Source organism: Streptomyces sp. JLSY215 (assembly GCF_059682825.1).
The window spans coordinates 836,756-852,895 of record NZ_CM185022.1 but is presented as its reverse complement, the minus strand read 5'-3'; the positions used below and the strand labels follow the sequence as shown (position 1 = coordinate 852,895).

Genomic DNA, 16,140 nt, shown 5'->3' with positions numbered 1-16,140 from the left:
CCGCGGGGCGAGGCGCCGCGGGGCATCACGGCCCGGCAGGCGCCGCCTCGTCCGTAACGGCCACCTGAGCGGGCCGCAGCAGCCGGTCGCCGACCCGGTACCCGGGCCGGAGGATCGTCCCGCAGACGGCGCGTTCGACCTGGTCGGAAGGGGTGCCGGGAGGGACGTCGGCGGGTGTGTACGTCACGGCCTCGTGGCAGGTCGGGTCGAAGGGAGCCCCCGGCGCGCCGAACGACTCCAGGCCCAGCGCCGCCAGCTCGGCCTCCAGCGCCTCGGCGACGCGCCGGAAACCGCCGGTCAGCTCGCCCTGCTCGGCGGCCTCGGTGACGGCGTCGAGCACGGGCACCAAGCGGCTCAGCACATTGGCCACGGCGATCTCGCCGACCGCCCGGCGATCGCGGCGGACCCGCTTGCGGTAGTTGTCGTACTCCGCCTTCAGCCGTTGCAGATCGGCCGTGCGCTCGTGCAGTTCGGCACGGAGCGCCGTCTCCGGCGACGGGGGCGGCGCGGCGACGGGGCCCCGGACGGACGGCGTGCCGCGGTCCGGGCCGGCGGTCTCCGTGCCCTGGACGGCGCGCGGCGGGAGGACGGCGGGCCCGTCGCCCGCACGGTCCCGGACGACGGTCAGGGTCGGAGGGGGGAGGCCAGGGACGTCGGTCGGGCGGTTCATCGTGCGCTGCCCTCCTGCTTGTCGTCGTCGACGATCTCCGCGTCCACGACCTCGTCCTCGGCCTGCTCCTGCGCACCGGCCGGGGCGCCCTCCGCGCCGGCCTGCGCGGCCTGGGCTTCGGCGTACATGGCCTGGCCCAGCTTCTGCGAGACGGCCGCGAGCTTCTCGGTGGCGGTGCGGAGCTCGACCGTGTCGTCGCCCTCGGCGGACCCGCCCTTGAGTTTCTCCTTCAGCTCGCCGACGGCGGTCTCGACCTCGGTCTTCGTCTCGGCGGGGACCTTGTCCTCGTTGTCCTTGAGGAACTTCTCGGTCTGGTAGACCAGCTGCTCGGCCTGGTTGCGGGTCTCGGCGGACTCGCGCCGGCGGCGGTCCTCCTCGGCGTGCTTCTCGGCCTCGCGGACCATCCGGTCGATGTCGTCCTTCGGCAGCGAGGAGCCGCCGGTGACGGTCATCTTCTGCTCCTTGCCCGTGCCCAGGTCCTTGGCCGTGACATGCATGATGCCGTTGGCGTCGATGTCGAACGACACCTCGATCTGGGGCAGCCCCCGCGGGGCCGGCGGCAGACCGGTCAGCTCGAACATCCCGAGCTTCTTGTTGTACGCCGCGATCTCGCGCTCACCCTGGAACACCTGGATCTGCACCGACGGCTGGTTGTCCTCGGCCGTCGTGAAGATCTCGGACCGCTTGGTCGGGATCGTGGTGTTCCGCTCGATGAGCTTGGTCATGATGCCGCCCTTGGTCTCGATACCGAGCGACAACGGCGTGACGTCCAGCAGCAGAACGTCCTTGACCTCGCCCTTGAGGACACCGGCCTGCAGGGTGGCCCCGAGGGCGACGACCTCGTCCGGGTTGACGCCCTTGTGCGGGTCCTTGCCGGTCAGCTCCTTGACCAGCTCGGTCACCGCCGGCATCCGGGTGGAGCCGCCGACCAGAATCACATCGTTGATGTCGGAGACCTTGATCCCGGCATCCTTGACCGCGTTGTGGAACGGCGCCTTGCACCGCTCCAGAAGGTCGGCGGTCAGCTTCTCGAACTGGGCGCGCGTCAGCTTTTCGTCCATGTGCAGCGGACCGTCCGGCGACGCACTCAGATACGGCAGATTGATGGTGGTCTCGGTCGCCGCCGACAGCTCGATCTTCGCCTTCTCGGCGGCCTCGCGCAGACGTTGGGTGGCCATTTTGTCCTGCGACAGATCGATCCCGTACGCATTCTTGAACTGACTGGCCAGATGGTCGACGATCCGCTGGTCCCAGTCGTCGCCACCGAGGTGGGTGTCACCGTTGGTCGCCTTCACCTCGACGACGCCGTCGCCGATCTCCAGCAGCGAGACGTCGAACGTGCCGCCGCCGAGGTCGAAGACCAGGATGGTCTGGTCCTGCTCCTTGTCCAGGCCGTAGGCCAGCGCCGCCGCGGTCGGCTCATTGACGATCCGCAGCACCTTCAGGCCCGCGATCTCGCCCGCCTCTTTGGTCGCGGTGCGCTGCGAGTCGTTGAAGTAGGCCGGTACGGTCACGACGGCGTCCGTCACGTCCTCGCCCAGGTACTGCTCGGCGTCGCGCTTGAGCTTCTGCAGCACCCGCGCGGAGATCTCCTGCGCCGTGTACCGCTTGCCGTCGATGTCGCCCTTCTCCGGGAAACGCCAGTCCGCCTCGCCGATGTGCCGCTTGACCGACCGGGCGGTGCGCTCGATGTTGGTCACGGCCTGCCGCTTGGCGATCTCACCGACCAGCACCTCGCCGCCCTTGGCGAACCCCACCACCGACGGCGTGGTCCGCGACCCCTCGGCGTTGGTGATCACGGTGGGCTCGCCGCCCTCCATCACGCTGACCACCGAATTCGTCGTACCGAGGTCAATACCCACTGCGCGTGCCATGGTCCTCTCCTCACCTGCTCGGGGCAGCGCTGCTGCGCCGTACGGTCCACCACACAGGCCCTCTCACCTGCTGGTACGGAGAGCAAGCCACCTACACCATCTGCATAAGTCGGACCAAGTCGCCTGTCAAGATGCTCCGAATTCGTGGCAAATAGCCCGTTTGGAGAGGCTGCTTGCGGTTACCGCCCGCTCGCCCATCTGTAGCGGTGTTCCGGCCGCCCGGTGTCGCCGTATTTGAGCGTCAGGGTGATGTGCCCGCTGCGTTCGAGATGCTTCAGGTAGCGCTGGGCGGTGGAGCGGCTGACGCCGGCCCGCTCGGCGACCGCATGGGCCGAGAGCGGGGCCCCGGCCGCCCCGAGGACCTGCCGGATGAGGTCGACGGTCGCCGCCGAGTGGCCTTTGGGAAGCTCGGTGTGCGGGGAGTCGGCGGTGCGGAAGGCGCCGAAGATCCGGTCCACCTGTTCCTGCCCGGCCTCGCCGCGCCCGCCGACGCCCGCGACGGTGCGGCGCAGCGCGGCGTAGCCCTCCAGCTTGCCGCGCAGACCGGCGAAGCCGAACGGCTTGACGAGGTACTGCAGCGCCCCGCAGCGCATCGCGTCCTGGACGGTGGCCACATCGCGGGCCGCCGTCACCATGATCACGTCGGCGCGGTGGCCGAGCTGGCGCAGCCGCCGCACCAGGCTCAGGCCGGTCTCGTCCGGCAGATAGTGGTCGAGCAGCACCAGGTCGACGGGGGTGCGCTCCAAGGTCGCCAGCGCCTGCGCGGCGGTGTGGGCGCGACCGGTGACGCGGAAGCCGGGGACCTGGGACACATAGGCGGCGTTGATCTCGGCGACATGGAAGTCGTCGTCCACGACAAGGACGTCGATCATGGCGATTCTCCCTCGGTCATCGTGGCCCTCCGGCGGCCGTGAGCGGGGTGTCCGGGGCGCCCGGCGCCTCCGGGGCGTCCGGCCGGTCCGGGGCACCGGGTGCGCCCTCCTGCCGGGCGAGCGCCTCGGGCAGTACGACGGTGAAGACCGCGCCGCCGCCCGCACGGGCGGTCACCCGGGCCATCCCGCCGTACCGCTCCGCGAGCCGGCGCACCAGCGCCAGGCCGATGCCCCGGCCGCGCGGGGCGGCCGTCGCCGGGGTGTGCTTGGTGGACCAGCCCTCGGTGAAGATCTCGCCGCGCAGCGGGGGCGGCACACCGGGCCCGTTGTCCGAGACCCGCAGCACCGCCGTGGTGCCCTCGGCGCGCAGCTCCACCTCGACGAAGGGTTCGGCGCGGCGGCGCGCGGCGAGGGCGTCCAGCGCGTTGTCGAGGAGATTGCCGAGCACGGTCACCAGGTCGCGCGGGTCGACCACCGCGTCGGGCAGCAGCGTCGCGGCCGACACCCGTAGCGACACCCCGCGTTCGGCCGCGATGGCCGCCTTGCCGACGAGCAGCGCGGCCAGCAGCGGCTCGTGCACCCGCTCGGCGATCTGTTCCGCGGACGCCCGGTGGGCGCTGGCCACCTCGGCGACGAATTCCACCGCCTTCTCGTACCGCCCGAGTTCCAGCAGCCCGCGCACCGTGTGCAGCTGGTTGGCGTGCTCGTGGTCCTGGGCGCGCAGCGCGTCCAACAGCCCCTGGGTACTGTCCAGTTCGCGGCCGAGCAGCTCCAGTTCGGTACGGTCGCGAAGCGTCACCACCGCACCGCCGTCGCGCGTCGCCACCCGGTTGGCGATCAGCACCCGCCCGCCGCTGACGGCCAGCAGATCCGTCCCGGCCACCCGCCCGGTCAGCACATCCGTCGTCCGGCCCGGCGGCAGCACCTCGCCCGGCGCCCGCCCGGCCGCCGACGCGTCCAGCCCGAGCAGCCGCCCGGCCTCGTCGTTCACCAGCCGGATCCGCCCGTGCCGGTCGCAGGCCACCACGCCCTCCCGGATGCCGTGCAGCATCGCCTCCCGCTCGTCGAGCAGCGCGGAGATATCGGCGAACGCGACACCGTGCGTACGGCGCCGCAGCCGGCGGGAGGCGACGACCGCCGCCAGTACGCCGACGGCCAGCGCCGCGCCCGCGTACCGCAGCAGCCCGGGGATGGTGCCGAGCAGCCGCCCCCGGACGCTGTCGTAGGCGATACCGACCGACACGGCGCCCACGATCCGGCCGTCGTCGTCGCGCAGCGGCACCTTGGCGCGGGCCGACCGCCCCAGCGTGCCGGTGTCGATCCCGCGTACCTCCTGGCCGCCGAGCGGACGGCTCGGATCGGTGGAGACATGCCTGCCGATCTCGGCGGCATTGGTGTGCGACCAGCGCACCCCGCGGGTGTCCATCACCACGATGTACAGCGCCCCCGTCGCCCTCCGGATCCGCTCCGCGTCCGCCTGGACCGGCCCGCGCGGATCCGGTCCCGTGGCGACCAGTTCCCGCGCGAGGTCCGGATCGGCCGCCGTGGTCTGCGCGATGGACAGCGCCCGCCGCATCGCCTGGTCGTCGAGCTCCGAGCCGAGCGGGGCGAGGAACAGACCCGTGGCGAGCACCATGACGCCCGTGGTGATGGTCACCTGCGCGGTCAGGACCTGCGCGAAGATCTGCCGGGGCCAGTGGATCCGCATCCGGTCCTCCCCTTGTGTCCCATGTCGTTTCCCGGTCCCGGCCGCCCCGTCGCGGAATCAGTCCTTCCGCATGACGTGGCGGTGATCGCACCGTAAGCCGTGGGTGAGCGCCTGCCCACCCCTCGGTCACGCTTTGGTCGTTCTAGCGTGAGCAAAACGAGCACAACAGGTATTGCGCGCAGAAAGGCGGCTTGCGCCCACAAGGCTGCCGCCCCGGCCCGGTCCGCTCCTAGCCTCCCGGGCCATGAGCAGCCACCCCAGCCCCGCGATCGAACTGCGGGGAACGAGCAAGACCTTCCGGACACCGTCCGGCACACTGCACACCGCCGTCCGGGATCTGGACCTGGTCGTCGAACGGGGCGAATTCGTCGCCGTGGTCGGGCCCACCGGATGCGGCAAATCCACCACGCTGACGCTGATCAGCGGGCTGGAGGAGCCCACGGTCGGGGACGTACTGGTCGCCGGCGAGCCGGTCCGCGGCATCGGCGACAAGATCGGCTTCGTCTTCCAGCAGGACGCGGTCTTCCCCTGGCGCACCGTGCTGTCGAACGTCATGGCCGGCCCCCGGTTCCGCGGCGTGGCGAAGGCCGAGGCGAAGGAGCGGGCCCGCGAATGGCTCGCCAGGGTCGGGCTGGCCGCCTTCGAGGACCGCTACCCGCATCAGCTCTCCGGCGGCCAGCGCAAACGCGTCGCCCTCGCCGCGACCTTCGTCAACGACCCCGAACTCCTGCTCATGGACGAGCCGTTCTCCGCCCTGGACGTCCAGACCCGCGCCCTGATGTCGGACGAACTCCTCGACCTGTGGTCGGGCACCGGCGCCTCCGTCGTCTTCGTGACGCACGACCTGGAGGAGTCCATCGCGCTCGCCGACAAGGTGGTGGTGATGACCGCCGGTCCGGCGACCGTCAAGGAGGTCTTCGCCATCGACCTGCCGCGCCCCCGCCGCGTCGAATCGGTACGGCTGGAGCCGCGGTTCATCGAGATCTACCGGGAGATCTGGTCCTCGCTCGGCGAAGAGGTACGCATCACCCGCGAGAGGGGTGCCGCAGATGCCGCCTGAGACCGTGGCCCTGGCCAAGTCCGCCACCGCGGCCGGCCGGACGGACCGTACGCAGGCCAGGGCGCGCGCCGCCCGCAACCGCAAACTCCTGGTCCATGGCACCCGGGTCCTGCTCCTGATCGGACTGATCGGACTCTGGGAGGGGCTGGCCCGCGCCTCCGTCATCGACCCCTTCAACTTCTCGATGCCGTCGAAGATCTGGGACCAGATGAGCCAGTGGGCGCTGCACGGCACCCCGCAGGGCTCGCTGTGGGAGCAGATCTGGTACACGCTCTACGAGGCGCTCCTCGGCTGGGTCATCGGCGTGATCGGCGGCGTGCTGCTGGGCATCGCGCTCGGCCGGATCCGCTTCCTCGCCGATGTGCTGGGCCCCTACATCAAGGTCCTCAACGCCCTGCCGCGGATCGTGCTCGCCCCGATCTTCCTCATCTGGTTCGGCCTCGGCCCGGCCTCCAAGGTCGCCTCCGCCGTCGTCCTGGTCTTCTTCCCGGTCTTCTTCAACGCCTTCCAGGGCGCCCGGGAGGTCGACCGCAACCTGGTCGCCAACTCCCGCATCCTGGGCGCCGGCAACCGCCAGGTCACCCTGCACGTCGTGATCCCCTCCGCCACCTCCTGGATCTTCACCAGCCTGCACGTCAGCTTCGGCTTCGCGCTCATCGGCGCGATCGTCGGCGAGTACATCGGCGCGACCAAGGGCCTGGGCCTGCTGGTCTCCGCCTCGCAGGGCACCTTCAACGCGGCCGGTGTCTACGCGGCCATGGTGATCCTCGCCGTCGTCGCCCTGCTCGCCGAGGGACTGCTGGCCTTCCTCGAAAAGCGGCTCTTCCGCTGGAAGCCGGCCGATACATCCGCCGAGCGCTGAACCACAGCGCCCGCTGCATCACAGGGCCCCAGCGCCCCTACAGCCCCGACACCTCACCTCACCTCACCTCACCTCACCTCACCTGCCCTTCCGCAAGGACGTGATCATGCGCATCCCGCTCAAGCTGTCCGCCGCCGCCCTCGCCCTGGCCACTCTCACCGCCTGCGGCGGTGGTTCCCCGGCCGGCTCCGATGCCAAGGACGGCAGCATCAAGATCATGGTGGGCGGCCTGGACAAGGTCATCTACCTTCCCGCGAGACTCACCCAGCAGCTCGGCTACTTCAAGGCAGAGGGCCTCGACGTCACGCTGCTCACCGAACCGGCCGGCGTACAGGCCACCACCTCCCTCGTCTCCGGCGATGTGCAGGGAGTCGTCGGCTTCTACGACCACACCCTCGATCTCCAGGTCAAGGGCAAGCAGGTGGAGTCGGTGGTCCAGCTGGCCCACGCCCCCGGCGAGGTCGAGGTCGTCGCGAACAAGGCGGCGGGCAGCCTCACTTCCGCCAAGGACTTCAAGGGCAAGAAGCTCGGCGTCACCGGCCTCGGCTCGTCCACCGACTTCCTGACCAAATACCTCGCGGTCAAGAACGGCGTGCCCACCAATGCGTTCACGCCCGTCGCGGTCGGCGCCGGGCAGACCTTCATCTCCGCCCTCCAGCAGGGCTCGATCCAGGGCGGAATGACGACCGACCCGACGGTCGCGCAGATCGTGAACAAGAACCTCGGCAAGGTGCTCATCGATATGCGCACCCCCGAAGGCTCGAAGCAGGCGCTCGGCGGCCCCTACCCCTCCTCCAGCCTCTACATGAACACCGACTGGGTGAACAGCCACAAGGAGACCGTCCAGAAGCTGGCCAACGCCTTCGTGAAGACCCTCAAGTGGATGTCCACCCACACCCCCGAGCAGATCGCCGCGAAGATGCCGGCCGACTACGCCCAGGGCGGCAAACGGCTCTACGCCCAGGCGATCAAGGACACCCTGCCGATGTTCACCAAGGACGGCGTGATGCCGGCGGACGGCCCCGCCACCGTCGAGCGCGTACTCAAGGCCTTCAACCCCAACCTCAAGAACGCCTCGGTGGACCTGGAGAAGACCTACACCACGGAGTTCGTCAAGAAGTCCGGCTGAGGGGGCACCGATCGCGCCCCCGTCAGCGGCCGAGCGGTTCGACGGCGGGGGCCGCGGGCGGATCCGTGGGCAGACCGAGAGCCATGCTGCCCACATGGATCAACCGGTCCTGGTACGGGGCCAGGAACGGTGCCGTCACGGGCGTCTCCATCATGCCGACCAGACAGGAGGCCAGCCCGAGATCGGTCGCGGCCAGGCTCATCGTCTGCATCAGGCATCCGGTGTCGCGGTAGATCAGACTGAGCGCCATTCCCTCGTACTTCCAACTGGTGCGGCCGGTGCAGGAGGCGAGATAGAGCCCGGCCGGGGGAGGGGACTCCATGAGCGTGGGACCGGTGACGGTGCGCTGCTGCAGGGACGCGAGGCCATCGGTCCAGGGACAGACCCGGTGCAGCGTGTGGTGGAACGGGTCGTAGTGGTAGGCCCCGGCCGCCAGGCCGTCCACCTCGCGGGCCAGCAGATAGACCTCGAGACTGTGCCGCCCCCCTCCGGACGGCGCCGGGCGCTGGGTCTGCTCGTAGGCGCGCGGGGGGAAGTGGCCGCGCACCCGTGCGGTGCGGTCCAGGAAGGCACCGATGAGCGGCAGCGGCACCGCAGTCGGGGCGAAGGCCCGGACGCTGCGGCGCTCCGCCAGGACCCGGGCCAGCGGACGGCTGGGGGCGTCATGGCCGTCGGGGAGCGCGATCGCGGCGTCGGCCTCGGGGTGTTGGAAGCGGGCGGGCGGCGGTGTGCCGCGCCGGGCGTGCGGGACGGGGCCCTTTCCGGCCTGCGCGTGCACGGCGAGTTCGTACGGCGTCCATCCGTCGCCGTCGGGCCCGTTCTCCGTGCCCTCGCCGCCGTCCGCGCGGCCGTCGCCGTACGGTGCGCTGCGGCGGACGATCCCGGCCGCGGCCAGCCGTTCCAGGATCTTGTGCACCTCGTCGGCGTGCTGGGCCTCGCCCCAACGACCGTGCAGCTCATCGGCCGTCTGCGGGTGATCGAGCTGATGGAGGAGCCCCACGAGCGCGGGCTTGGCGGCGAATTTCCGCCACCGGCGGCAGTCGACGAGCACGGGGCCGCCGCCCTCCCCCCACTCCAGCAGCAGATCGGGGTTACGTCGGTAGAGGTAGGGGTGGCCATCCATGCCGTTGCCGTCGCCTCTCATCGGGTCGGTGTGAACGGGCTCAAAGGAAAGGCAGCGGAAGGGGGTTGAGATCGTCCTCCCTGAGCGGCGTCGCGCGCACCCCCATGTCGACCGGGGCCCGATGGACGCGGGGTCCGCCGCGCCGGTGGAAGTCGCTGCGCAGGGTGAGCGGGCACAGGCCCGGAATCACGGTCCTGACCACCGAGACCCCGCATTCGGCGACGTCGATGGGGGTGATGTCGACGGTGACGGTCTCGTACCCGCGCGCGGACAGTCGCCGTGCCGCCTCGGCGACATCGTCCTGGAGTGCGGCGGCCGGTCTGGCGGCGGGCACCGGACGCAGCGGGCCGTCATCCCAGAAAGCGAGGTGGTGCTGACGTTCCGGGGCGCAGTAATAGAGACAGAATTCGCTGAGACTGCTCAACGCGGCATCCTCCGCCGGGATTTCCTCCTCGTCGAGCCAGATGCCGGCGCCGGTGCGGCACAGGCACGCCTCTTCCAGCGCACCCAGGAGCGCGGCATGCGGATCGAGGTCGGCGCGGGCGGCATGGATGACGACGGGCCGCTCGGCGGTGCCCTCGGCGAAGCGGACGGCGACGGCCGGAATGCCCAGGTCGGTGGTCAGATCCTTGCAGGTGACCGTCGCCCCCTCGGCGGTGATGCGGTCGACGATGCGTCGGGCCCGGCCGTCGGGGAGGGATGCGAGATCGAGGCTGGGCAGCGTGAGCCGGTTCTCCCAGAAGACGATCGTCGCGTCGCGCTCGACGATTTCCATCAGCCCGCCCAGCACGGCGTGGTGGTGGCTGCCGCCGGCGGCCAGCCCGGTGGAAATGGGGTCGAACCACGGCTTGTGGCTCCGCGGGAAACGGTACGGAAGGTAGACCGCACAAGCCGGTACGTACCGCGTCCGGCCGGTGGTCAGCGACCGGCCCGCCACCCAGTCGATCGCCACATCGGGATCGAAGGGCGCGTACCGGGTCTGCTCGGCGTACTCCTTGGCGGAGCCCAACGGCAGTTCACGCGGATCGACCGCGGCGTCGCCGAGATCGGCAAGTGTGGCGCGCACCAGTCGTTCCTCGTCATAGACCCCGGCCGCATACCGTTCCATGGTCTCGCCCACCGCGCAGACCCGCGCCGTGACCGGATCGCTCTTGACCGCGCCCCCGCGCGCCTCGGCAGCCACCGGGGAGAACCACGTAGTGGTGGTCATCCCCGCGGTGCGCGCGTACGTGGTCCCGCCCGCACGACCGTCCCCCTCGTCCACCCGCAGCTCGGGCACCAGTCCCGTCAGCGGATCGACCGCGCCGCGCATGAGCTCCCAGCTCGCCCGCGCGTCGACCTGGCTCACCTCGCCGCGCTTCGGCGCGGTGGCGGCGTGCGCGCAGGCCGGGCAATGGGGGGTGTGGAAGAGGGCGTGGCGGGTGCGTTCCTGCGAGGCATGGTCGATCTCGGTCAGGGCCGACGCCTCCGGACGGCGCCCCGGGGCGAGAGCGGTGAGGACTTCGTGCGCGAGAACCCCCGCGGCGATGGCGGTGGTCGGCCAGGCCGCGCTCTCGGCCGCGCCCAGCAGCATGTCCAGCGGCAGGTCGGCCACCGGCTGCCAGATGTGGTTGGCGCGGAAACGCCGCACGAGACAGACCGGACAGGCCGTACGGGGCGGGGCGAGGGTGGCATGGAGCAGCCGCGTCGGCGTGCTCAGATACGCCACCACGGGCGTGGCGCCGTCCAGCACCCTGCCGGTCCAGTACCGGAGTTCGTCTTCGGGCAGCCCCAGCGGCAGTACGACGGCGTGCGCCCCGTCGGCCCGGCCGTCGGCCACCACCTGCGCCCCTGCCCGGGTCAGCAGGGCCCCGACCTCGGAACTCAGCTGCCCTTCCCCGGCCAGGGCGATCCTGAGCCCGCTCCGCTCGCTGCCCTCGCCGTAGAGCGGATGCGCCCGTTGCCCGTCCCCGGGATGAGCCAGATCGCGGGCGCGCAGCCCCTCGACCACGCGCCCCGGCACATCTTCGAGCGCAACAAGCCCAGCTCCCTGCCCACTCCCGCTCCGACCCGCACCCTCGCCGGTGGCCGGCAGCCGGACCGGGACGCGGAGGGTGCCCGTACTGGCACACACATAGAGATGCTCGCCGCGCGTGACGAGCCGTACGTCACGCCGGGGCGTCAGGGAAGCGGAGCGTGCGGCGGCCGACGGGTCCGGGCTCGTTTCCAATTCATTCCGCCTTCGAAGAGCAGGGGACGGTTACACAGCCCTTACGCAAAGGCAATGCGCAAGAGCTGTGCGCAAGAGCTGTGTGCAAGAGCTATGGGTAAGGGCTATGGGTAATGGCTCTGGGTGAACAACGCGCAACGGAACGCCTCGCAAGGGGCATGCGCAAAGGAGGGGCGTACAGGGGCGATCGGTAAAAGCCCTTCGCGCCGCCCGATCGCGGAAGTCGGCTCGATCAGCCACGCCGATCCGTCCAACCCGCCCAATCCCTCGCGCCGCGACGAAAGCGCCTCCCGGCCAAAACGACCAGGCCGGGAGGCACTTGACCTCGCTACTCGGCCGGCTCGGCGTCGTACTCGGCGACCCAGCAGAGACAGCTGTGGCCCGCGAATGCCGTCTCCGACTCCGAAACCGACATCTCCTCGAACAGCTCTTCTTCTTCGTTCACGGCGGTTGCCCTTCCCGTTCGTTGAACTGTCGCTACCGACGTGCGCCGTTCTCGCCGAACTCTCGATAACGGCGCCCGGATCCATTTCGGCGGACATGGCCATTCGGCGTCAAGGAAGGCGGGAGGATTGGCCGGATCGGCGATTAATCCTACAAGGCCAAGAGTCGCTCTCGGTGGCTTGAAATGCAGGGATAATAGAGCGCGGCCTATTACGCTCGATTTCGCGTACGAATATGGGGCATGTGAGTGCCGGGGGCTCCGATGACGTCGCGGACGGCCGCTTCCGTGAGGGCCGACCGACGGGAAAACCGCCACTGGCGTCGCGTCATCCCCGGGGAACCACTTTGCGCGTACGGGACCGGACCTCCCCGGTATCGGCGTTGCCGACCCTTCTCCCCGGCCTCCCTGCCGCCGCCCGGACGGCGACGCCACCAACGGCCGGAGCGCCACTGCCGAAGCGCGGCCCGGACCCACGGGTCCGGCAGCATGCCGGCACCCTTGATGTGCCGGCCGATGCTTGGCCGGATACCCCTCGTTGCCATCCGTGGGGGCGGGCCCGCCGCTCCTCCTCAGATGCGCAAGGTCAAGGCCGGATGCGTCCCGTTGAGGTAGTGATCGCCGATATCGCGGAGGCTGTGGGTGGGGGAGCCCTGTGCCGTCAGCACGCGCGCGTTGCGCCAGAAGCGGTCGAACCCCGGGCCGTCGGCGGGGGAGTCGGCGCCATCGGTGAGTTCCATGATGCGGGTGGTGATGAGCATGGCGGATCTGCTGGTGACGGCCTCGGCCGCGGCGACGAGGACGGCGATGTCGGCGCGCTCGTCGACCCCGAGGTCCTGTTCCAGCAGGAGTCCTCTGGCCAGGGCTTCCGTCGCCGGTTCGACGACCGCCGCGGCGGTGTGGGCGGCGGCCACCAATTCGCCGTAAGCGAGGAGGAGATACGGATCCCGGCCCGAGCGGTCCCCGTAGGCGCCGTCGTCCGGGCCGGTGGCCGGCCAGGCGCGCGGTGTGGCGCGGCTGACGTCCCGCGCCTCGGCCAGCGCACCTTCGGCGATGCCCAGGGCGACATGGGCGAGGGCGAGCCGCAGCGCCAGGGGCGCGAGCGCGGCGAAGGGCGAAAGATCGTGCTCGTCGCGCGGGACGGCGCCGAGAATGTCGTCGGGGCGCACCGGGACGCTGTCGAACCCGACGCTGCCGGCTCCCGTCAGGCGCTGCCCGAGGCGGTCGTGCTCCGGGGTGCTCGTCACGGCGGGGTGGGCCGGGTCCACAAGCGCGATCAGCGATTCGCCGGAATCGGTACAGTGCGCCGCGACTACCAGCCGGTCGGTGACGGCCACGCCCGCGGCGAAGGTTTTGCGCCCGTTGAGGACGTACCCACCCGGGACCGGCGTGAGGGTCAGCTCCGGCCCCGCGGCCGACTCCGCCTCCGTCCCCGGGACATCGGTGCTGCCGCCCCAGATCCACTGTTCCCCGGCCGCCGACAACTCGAGAGCCTCCGCGTTCTCCGGCGTGCCGAAGAAGCGAGGGCTCCAGGACAGGACGTAGTGACGGGCGAGCAGTTCGCCGAGGGAGCCGTCGGCCGCCGCGATCTCCCGGATGACCGCGCAGGCGGTACGCCAGTCACTGCCTCTGCCCAGCGGGCCGGGCGGCAGCAACAGGGCCGGCAGACCCGCTTCGCGCAGCCGCGCGATCTCGTCGAAGGGCGGCTTGCCCGCGCGGTCACGGGTGAGCGCGTCGAAGGCGAGGTCGTCCGCAAGCTCGCGCGTGACGCGTGGCCACATCCGTTCCTCCGTCGCGTGGTGGGGCTTCGGGGCGGAAGGTCGGGTTGCGGACTTCTTTGGCATGGTGCCGGTCACCGTCCTGTCGGGTGGGGTGGGGGTGGGCCGGTGTGCGTCGGTCGGGAGGTGACGCGGCGGGGTGGGGGTACGGATCGGCGTTCTCATGGCCGCCGCCGTCACCTCCGACTTCCCTAGTTTTCCCACTGGATTGGTAGGGAACAGAATGCTTCCGGACTCCGGGCCGGGCAAGGGGTGTTCGAGGGGTGGACAGTTGAGGGTTCGATTTTGGACTGTGCGCCAGGGGGTGGGGGAGCGGGCGGTGCCGTCTGCATGGGGTTCCTGCCCGTAGCTCCGTAGCCCGTGGCCCCGTGCCGGTGGTCCCGCGCCCCCCCGTAGCCCCGTGGTCCCTTAGGGATTGGTCCAGGAGGCGGGATCCTCGGTCAGCGAGGAAACCGTGGTGGGCAGCTTGGCCGACGCGACATCGGCCAGTGACACGCCGTCGAGGATCTGACGGACATTGGCCCGCAGCGCCACCCACAGCGGCAGCAGTGACTCGGCGGGGCCGGTGTAGGACAACTCCGGCGGGCGCACACCGCGTACCGACACCAGCGGCCCGTCCACGACGCGGATGACATCCGCGATGCTGATGGCCTCCGCCGCCTTGGCCAGCCGGTAGCCGCCATTGCCGCCGCGCTGGCTGAGGACGAGTCCGCCCCGGCGCATGTCGTTGAGGATGCCTTCGAGGAATTTGTGTGGAATGTCCTGGGCGTCGGCGATAGCCTCCGCCTTGAGCGGCCCCGCATCCCGGGCGTCAGCGAGTTGCAGGGCGGCGCGCACCGCATAGTCCGCTCTGGCTGAAATCCGCATGGGGCCATTATCCCGCAGGGGGCGGGCTCAGGGGTCTCCGGGCTGGACGCGACCCCTCTCCGGCGGGCCCCGGACCGCGGACCGCGCCGCTGCACCACCCTTGACGCGGCTCGACGGTGGCTCGACACTCAAGGGCGGGAACCCTAGTGAACGGGTGGGAATTCATGGGGCACACAGCGCTGGACGACGACCGCGCGGTCCGCGCGGCCCAGCCGCTTCCCCTTCTGACCTCACGCCGGCACATCGACCTCCTGCGCGTCTGCAGCGCGGCGAGTTCCCTGCGCTGAGGCGATACCCGGCGGCCCGCCCCCTCCCGCCGTACGCCGTCCCGCGCCGAAGCCTCCGCGTACCCGGACGTGCGTCGACGGTGCCCCCTTGCCGTCGCTCGCCGCGGGTCCTTCCGTAGGTAAGCCTGCACGACGCATATCGGCCACGCAGGGGCCCGTGCCGCCGTTTGCCCGGCCCCTCCGCCGTACGCCCGCGAGACCGTCCCGGTCTCGGCCCAGCCCCAGTCCTAGCCCCCAGTCCCAGTCCCAGCTCCAGTCCCCGTTCCCAGTCCCCCGGGAGTCAGCATGACCGCGTCGCCTGCCGTGACCTCCACGTCTTCCGCATCGCCTGCGTCACCTGCGTCACCCGCGTCCCAGGCCTTGGTGCCGTCCCTCCGGGGCAGGATCGGCTGCGATGCGCGCAGCGGCCACTACGCCGTGCCGCACCGCTACCGCCTGCATCTCTCCCTCTCCTGTCCGCTCTGTCTGAGAATCGCCATCACCCACAGCCTGCTGGACCTCGATGGCACGCTCCCGGTCTCGCTGCTGCCCGCCGTCCCCGACGGTCCGGGCGGCGAGTACTCCTCGCTGCGCCCGCTGTACGAGGCCAGCTCGCACCAGTACCCCGGACCGGCCTCGGCACCGGCGCTCAGCGACGGGTGGACGGGGCGGATCGTCAGCACGCACACCCCTGACATCCTGCGCGACCTGGCCGAGCGGTTCGGCGGCGCGGGACCCGACCTGTACCCGGACCACGCCCAGAACGACATCGACGCGATCGGGCGGCTCTGCGAGCACGAGCTCAACGAGGCCGCGCAGAGCGCCGGCCGACTCGGCGCCGACAGCTCGGAGTACGGGACCGCGCTGGGCACCCTGCTCGAAGCGCTGGACTCACTGGACCGCCGACTGGCCGATCGCGAATACATCCTGGGCGACGAAATCACCGCCGCCGACGTCCAGTTGTGGGTGACGCTCGTACAACTCGACACCGTGCACCGCTGGCATCTGGACGCCGCGGCCGTACACCGCATCGCGGACCACCGGCGGTTGTGGTCGTACGCCCGCCGTCTGGCGGCCCTCCCCGCCTTCGGTGCCCACCTCGATCTGGACGGCATCGCGCGCCGCCATCACGCCCGCTGCCAGGGGCAGGAGGCCGCCGGGGCGGCGGTGCAGATCGTGGACTGGACGGCGGCGTTCCGGTCCGGGCCGGTTACGTCGGTCCTCCCCTGAGCGGATGGGGGAGGCGAGGAGGCGGGGGCGGGGCCGCGACGGTGATGTCT

General features: G+C 71.0%; 14 protein-coding genes. 5 read left to right on the top strand and 9 right to left on the bottom strand.

Annotated elements, in window-relative coordinates; translation table 11 throughout:
- Positions 1-25: 25 nt before the first annotated feature.
- The 4 genes from grpE to AC5677_RS03695 form a co-directional block, all read right to left on the bottom strand.
- Positions 26-670 carry a nucleotide exchange factor GrpE gene (gene grpE, locus AC5677_RS03710; protein ID WP_497193562.1) on the bottom strand — a complete coding sequence of 215 codons (645 nt, stop codon included), beginning with the start codon at positions 668-670 and terminating at the stop codon, positions 26-28.
- Entirely contained in the window at positions 667-2,544 is a 1,878-nt protein-coding gene (gene dnaK, locus AC5677_RS03705) for a molecular chaperone DnaK (RefSeq protein WP_497193561.1), read from the bottom strand. Before dnaK ends, grpE begins: the two co-directional genes overlap by 4 nt.
- A 179-nt stretch (positions 2,545-2,723) precedes the next feature.
- Positions 2,724-3,416: a response regulator gene (locus AC5677_RS03700; protein ID WP_497193560.1), complete on the bottom strand. Its 693-nt coding sequence runs from the start codon at positions 3,414-3,416 to the stop codon at positions 2,724-2,726.
- Between the two features lie 16 nt (positions 3,417-3,432).
- Complete coding sequence (locus AC5677_RS03695) at positions 3,433-5,124, bottom strand: sensor histidine kinase (protein ID WP_497193559.1); 1,692 nt, start codon at positions 5,122-5,124, stop codon at positions 3,433-3,435.
- A gap of 244 nt (positions 5,125-5,368) precedes the next feature.
- On the opposite strand from AC5677_RS03695, the gene AC5677_RS03690 reads away from it, so the two are divergent.
- The 3 genes from AC5677_RS03690 (at position 5,369) to AC5677_RS03680 (ending at position 8,175) form a co-directional block, all read left to right on the top strand.
- The gene (locus AC5677_RS03690; RefSeq protein ID WP_497193558.1) at positions 5,369-6,184 is read left to right on the top strand and encodes an ABC transporter ATP-binding protein; all 816 of its coding nucleotides are present in this window, start codon (positions 5,369-5,371) and stop codon (positions 6,182-6,184) included.
- Positions 6,174-7,046 (top strand): ABC transporter permease, encoded by an 873-nt coding sequence (locus tag AC5677_RS03685; protein WP_497193557.1) that lies wholly within the window; start codon positions 6,174-6,176, stop codon positions 7,044-7,046. The genes AC5677_RS03690 and AC5677_RS03685 overlap by 11 nt, the downstream gene beginning before the upstream one ends.
- A gap of 106 nt (positions 7,047-7,152) precedes the next feature.
- The gene (locus AC5677_RS03680; RefSeq protein WP_497193556.1) at positions 7,153-8,175 is read left to right on the top strand and encodes an ABC transporter substrate-binding protein; all 1,023 of its coding nucleotides are present in this window, start codon (positions 7,153-7,155) and stop codon (positions 8,173-8,175) included.
- 22 nt (positions 8,176-8,197) lie between these two features.
- Here the strand turns inward: AC5677_RS03680 and AC5677_RS03675 are convergent, their stop codons facing one another.
- The 5 genes from AC5677_RS03675 to AC5677_RS03655 all read right to left on the bottom strand — a co-directional run bounded on the left by AC5677_RS03675 (position 8,198) and on the right by AC5677_RS03655 (position 14,594).
- Positions 8,198-9,319: a SagB family peptide dehydrogenase gene (locus AC5677_RS03675; RefSeq protein WP_497193555.1), complete on the bottom strand. Its 1,122-nt coding sequence runs from the start codon at positions 9,317-9,319 to the stop codon at positions 8,198-8,200.
- Positions 9,320-9,338: 19 nt separating this feature from the next.
- Positions 9,339-11,300, bottom strand: coding sequence for a YcaO-like family protein (locus AC5677_RS03670; protein ID WP_497193554.1), 1,962 nt, complete (start codon positions 11,298-11,300; stop codon positions 9,339-9,341).
- A gap of 535 nt (positions 11,301-11,835) precedes the next feature.
- Positions 11,836-11,952 carry an azolemycin family RiPP peptide gene (locus tag AC5677_RS03665; RefSeq protein WP_497193553.1) on the bottom strand — a complete coding sequence of 39 codons (117 nt, stop codon included), beginning with the start codon at positions 11,950-11,952 and terminating at the stop codon, positions 11,836-11,838.
- A gap of 569 nt (positions 11,953-12,521) precedes the next feature.
- Positions 12,522-13,793: an acyl-CoA dehydrogenase family protein gene (locus tag AC5677_RS03660; protein WP_497193552.1), complete on the bottom strand. Its 1,272-nt coding sequence runs from the start codon at positions 13,791-13,793 to the stop codon at positions 12,522-12,524.
- Between the two features lie 342 nt (positions 13,794-14,135).
- Complete coding sequence (locus AC5677_RS03655; protein WP_497193551.1) at positions 14,136-14,594, bottom strand: RrF2 family transcriptional regulator; 459 nt, start codon at positions 14,592-14,594, stop codon at positions 14,136-14,138.
- A 164-nt stretch (positions 14,595-14,758) separates the two neighbouring features.
- Here AC5677_RS03655 and AC5677_RS03650 point away from each other — a divergent pair, with 164 nt between their 5' ends.
- Together AC5677_RS03650 and AC5677_RS03645 are read left to right on the top strand one after the other, a co-directional pair.
- Entirely contained in the window at positions 14,759-14,881 is a 123-nt protein-coding gene (locus tag AC5677_RS03650; RefSeq protein WP_497193550.1) for a putative leader peptide, read from the top strand.
- A 285-nt stretch (positions 14,882-15,166) separates the two neighbouring features.
- Positions 15,167-16,090 carry a glutathione S-transferase C-terminal domain-containing protein gene (locus tag AC5677_RS03645; RefSeq protein WP_497193549.1) on the top strand — a complete coding sequence of 308 codons (924 nt, stop codon included), beginning with the start codon at positions 15,167-15,169 and terminating at the stop codon, positions 16,088-16,090.
- Positions 16,091-16,140 lie beyond the last annotated feature (50 nt).

Coding starts and splice junctions, on each gene's coding strand:
- grpE (WP_497193562.1), bottom strand. CDS start 670: ATGAACCGCCCGACCGACGTCCCTGGCCTCCCCCCTCCGACCCTGACC.
- dnaK (WP_497193561.1), bottom strand. CDS start 2,544: ATGGCACGCGCAGTGGGTATTGACCTCGGTACGACGAATTCGGTGGTC.
- AC5677_RS03700 (WP_497193560.1), bottom strand. CDS start 3,416: ATGATCGACGTCCTTGTCGTGGACGACGACTTCCATGTCGCCGAGATC.
- AC5677_RS03695 (WP_497193559.1), bottom strand. CDS start 5,124: ATGCGGATCCACTGGCCCCGGCAGATCTTCGCGCAGGTCCTGACCGCG.
- AC5677_RS03690 (WP_497193558.1), top strand. CDS start 5,369: ATGAGCAGCCACCCCAGCCCCGCGATCGAACTGCGGGGAACGAGCAAG.
- AC5677_RS03685 (WP_497193557.1), top strand. CDS start 6,174: ATGCCGCCTGAGACCGTGGCCCTGGCCAAGTCCGCCACCGCGGCCGGC.
- AC5677_RS03680 (WP_497193556.1), top strand. CDS start 7,153: ATGCGCATCCCGCTCAAGCTGTCCGCCGCCGCCCTCGCCCTGGCCACT.
- AC5677_RS03675 (WP_497193555.1), bottom strand. CDS start 9,319: ATGAGAGGCGACGGCAACGGCATGGATGGCCACCCCTACCTCTACCGA.
- AC5677_RS03660 (WP_497193552.1), bottom strand. CDS start 13,793: ATGCCAAAGAAGTCCGCAACCCGACCTTCCGCCCCGAAGCCCCACCAC.
- AC5677_RS03655 (WP_497193551.1), bottom strand. CDS start 14,594: ATGCGGATTTCAGCCAGAGCGGACTATGCGGTGCGCGCCGCCCTGCAA.
- AC5677_RS03650 (WP_497193550.1), top strand. CDS start 14,759: ATGGGGCACACAGCGCTGGACGACGACCGCGCGGTCCGCGCGGCCCAG.
- AC5677_RS03645 (WP_497193549.1), top strand. CDS start 15,167: ATGACCGCGTCGCCTGCCGTGACCTCCACGTCTTCCGCATCGCCTGCG.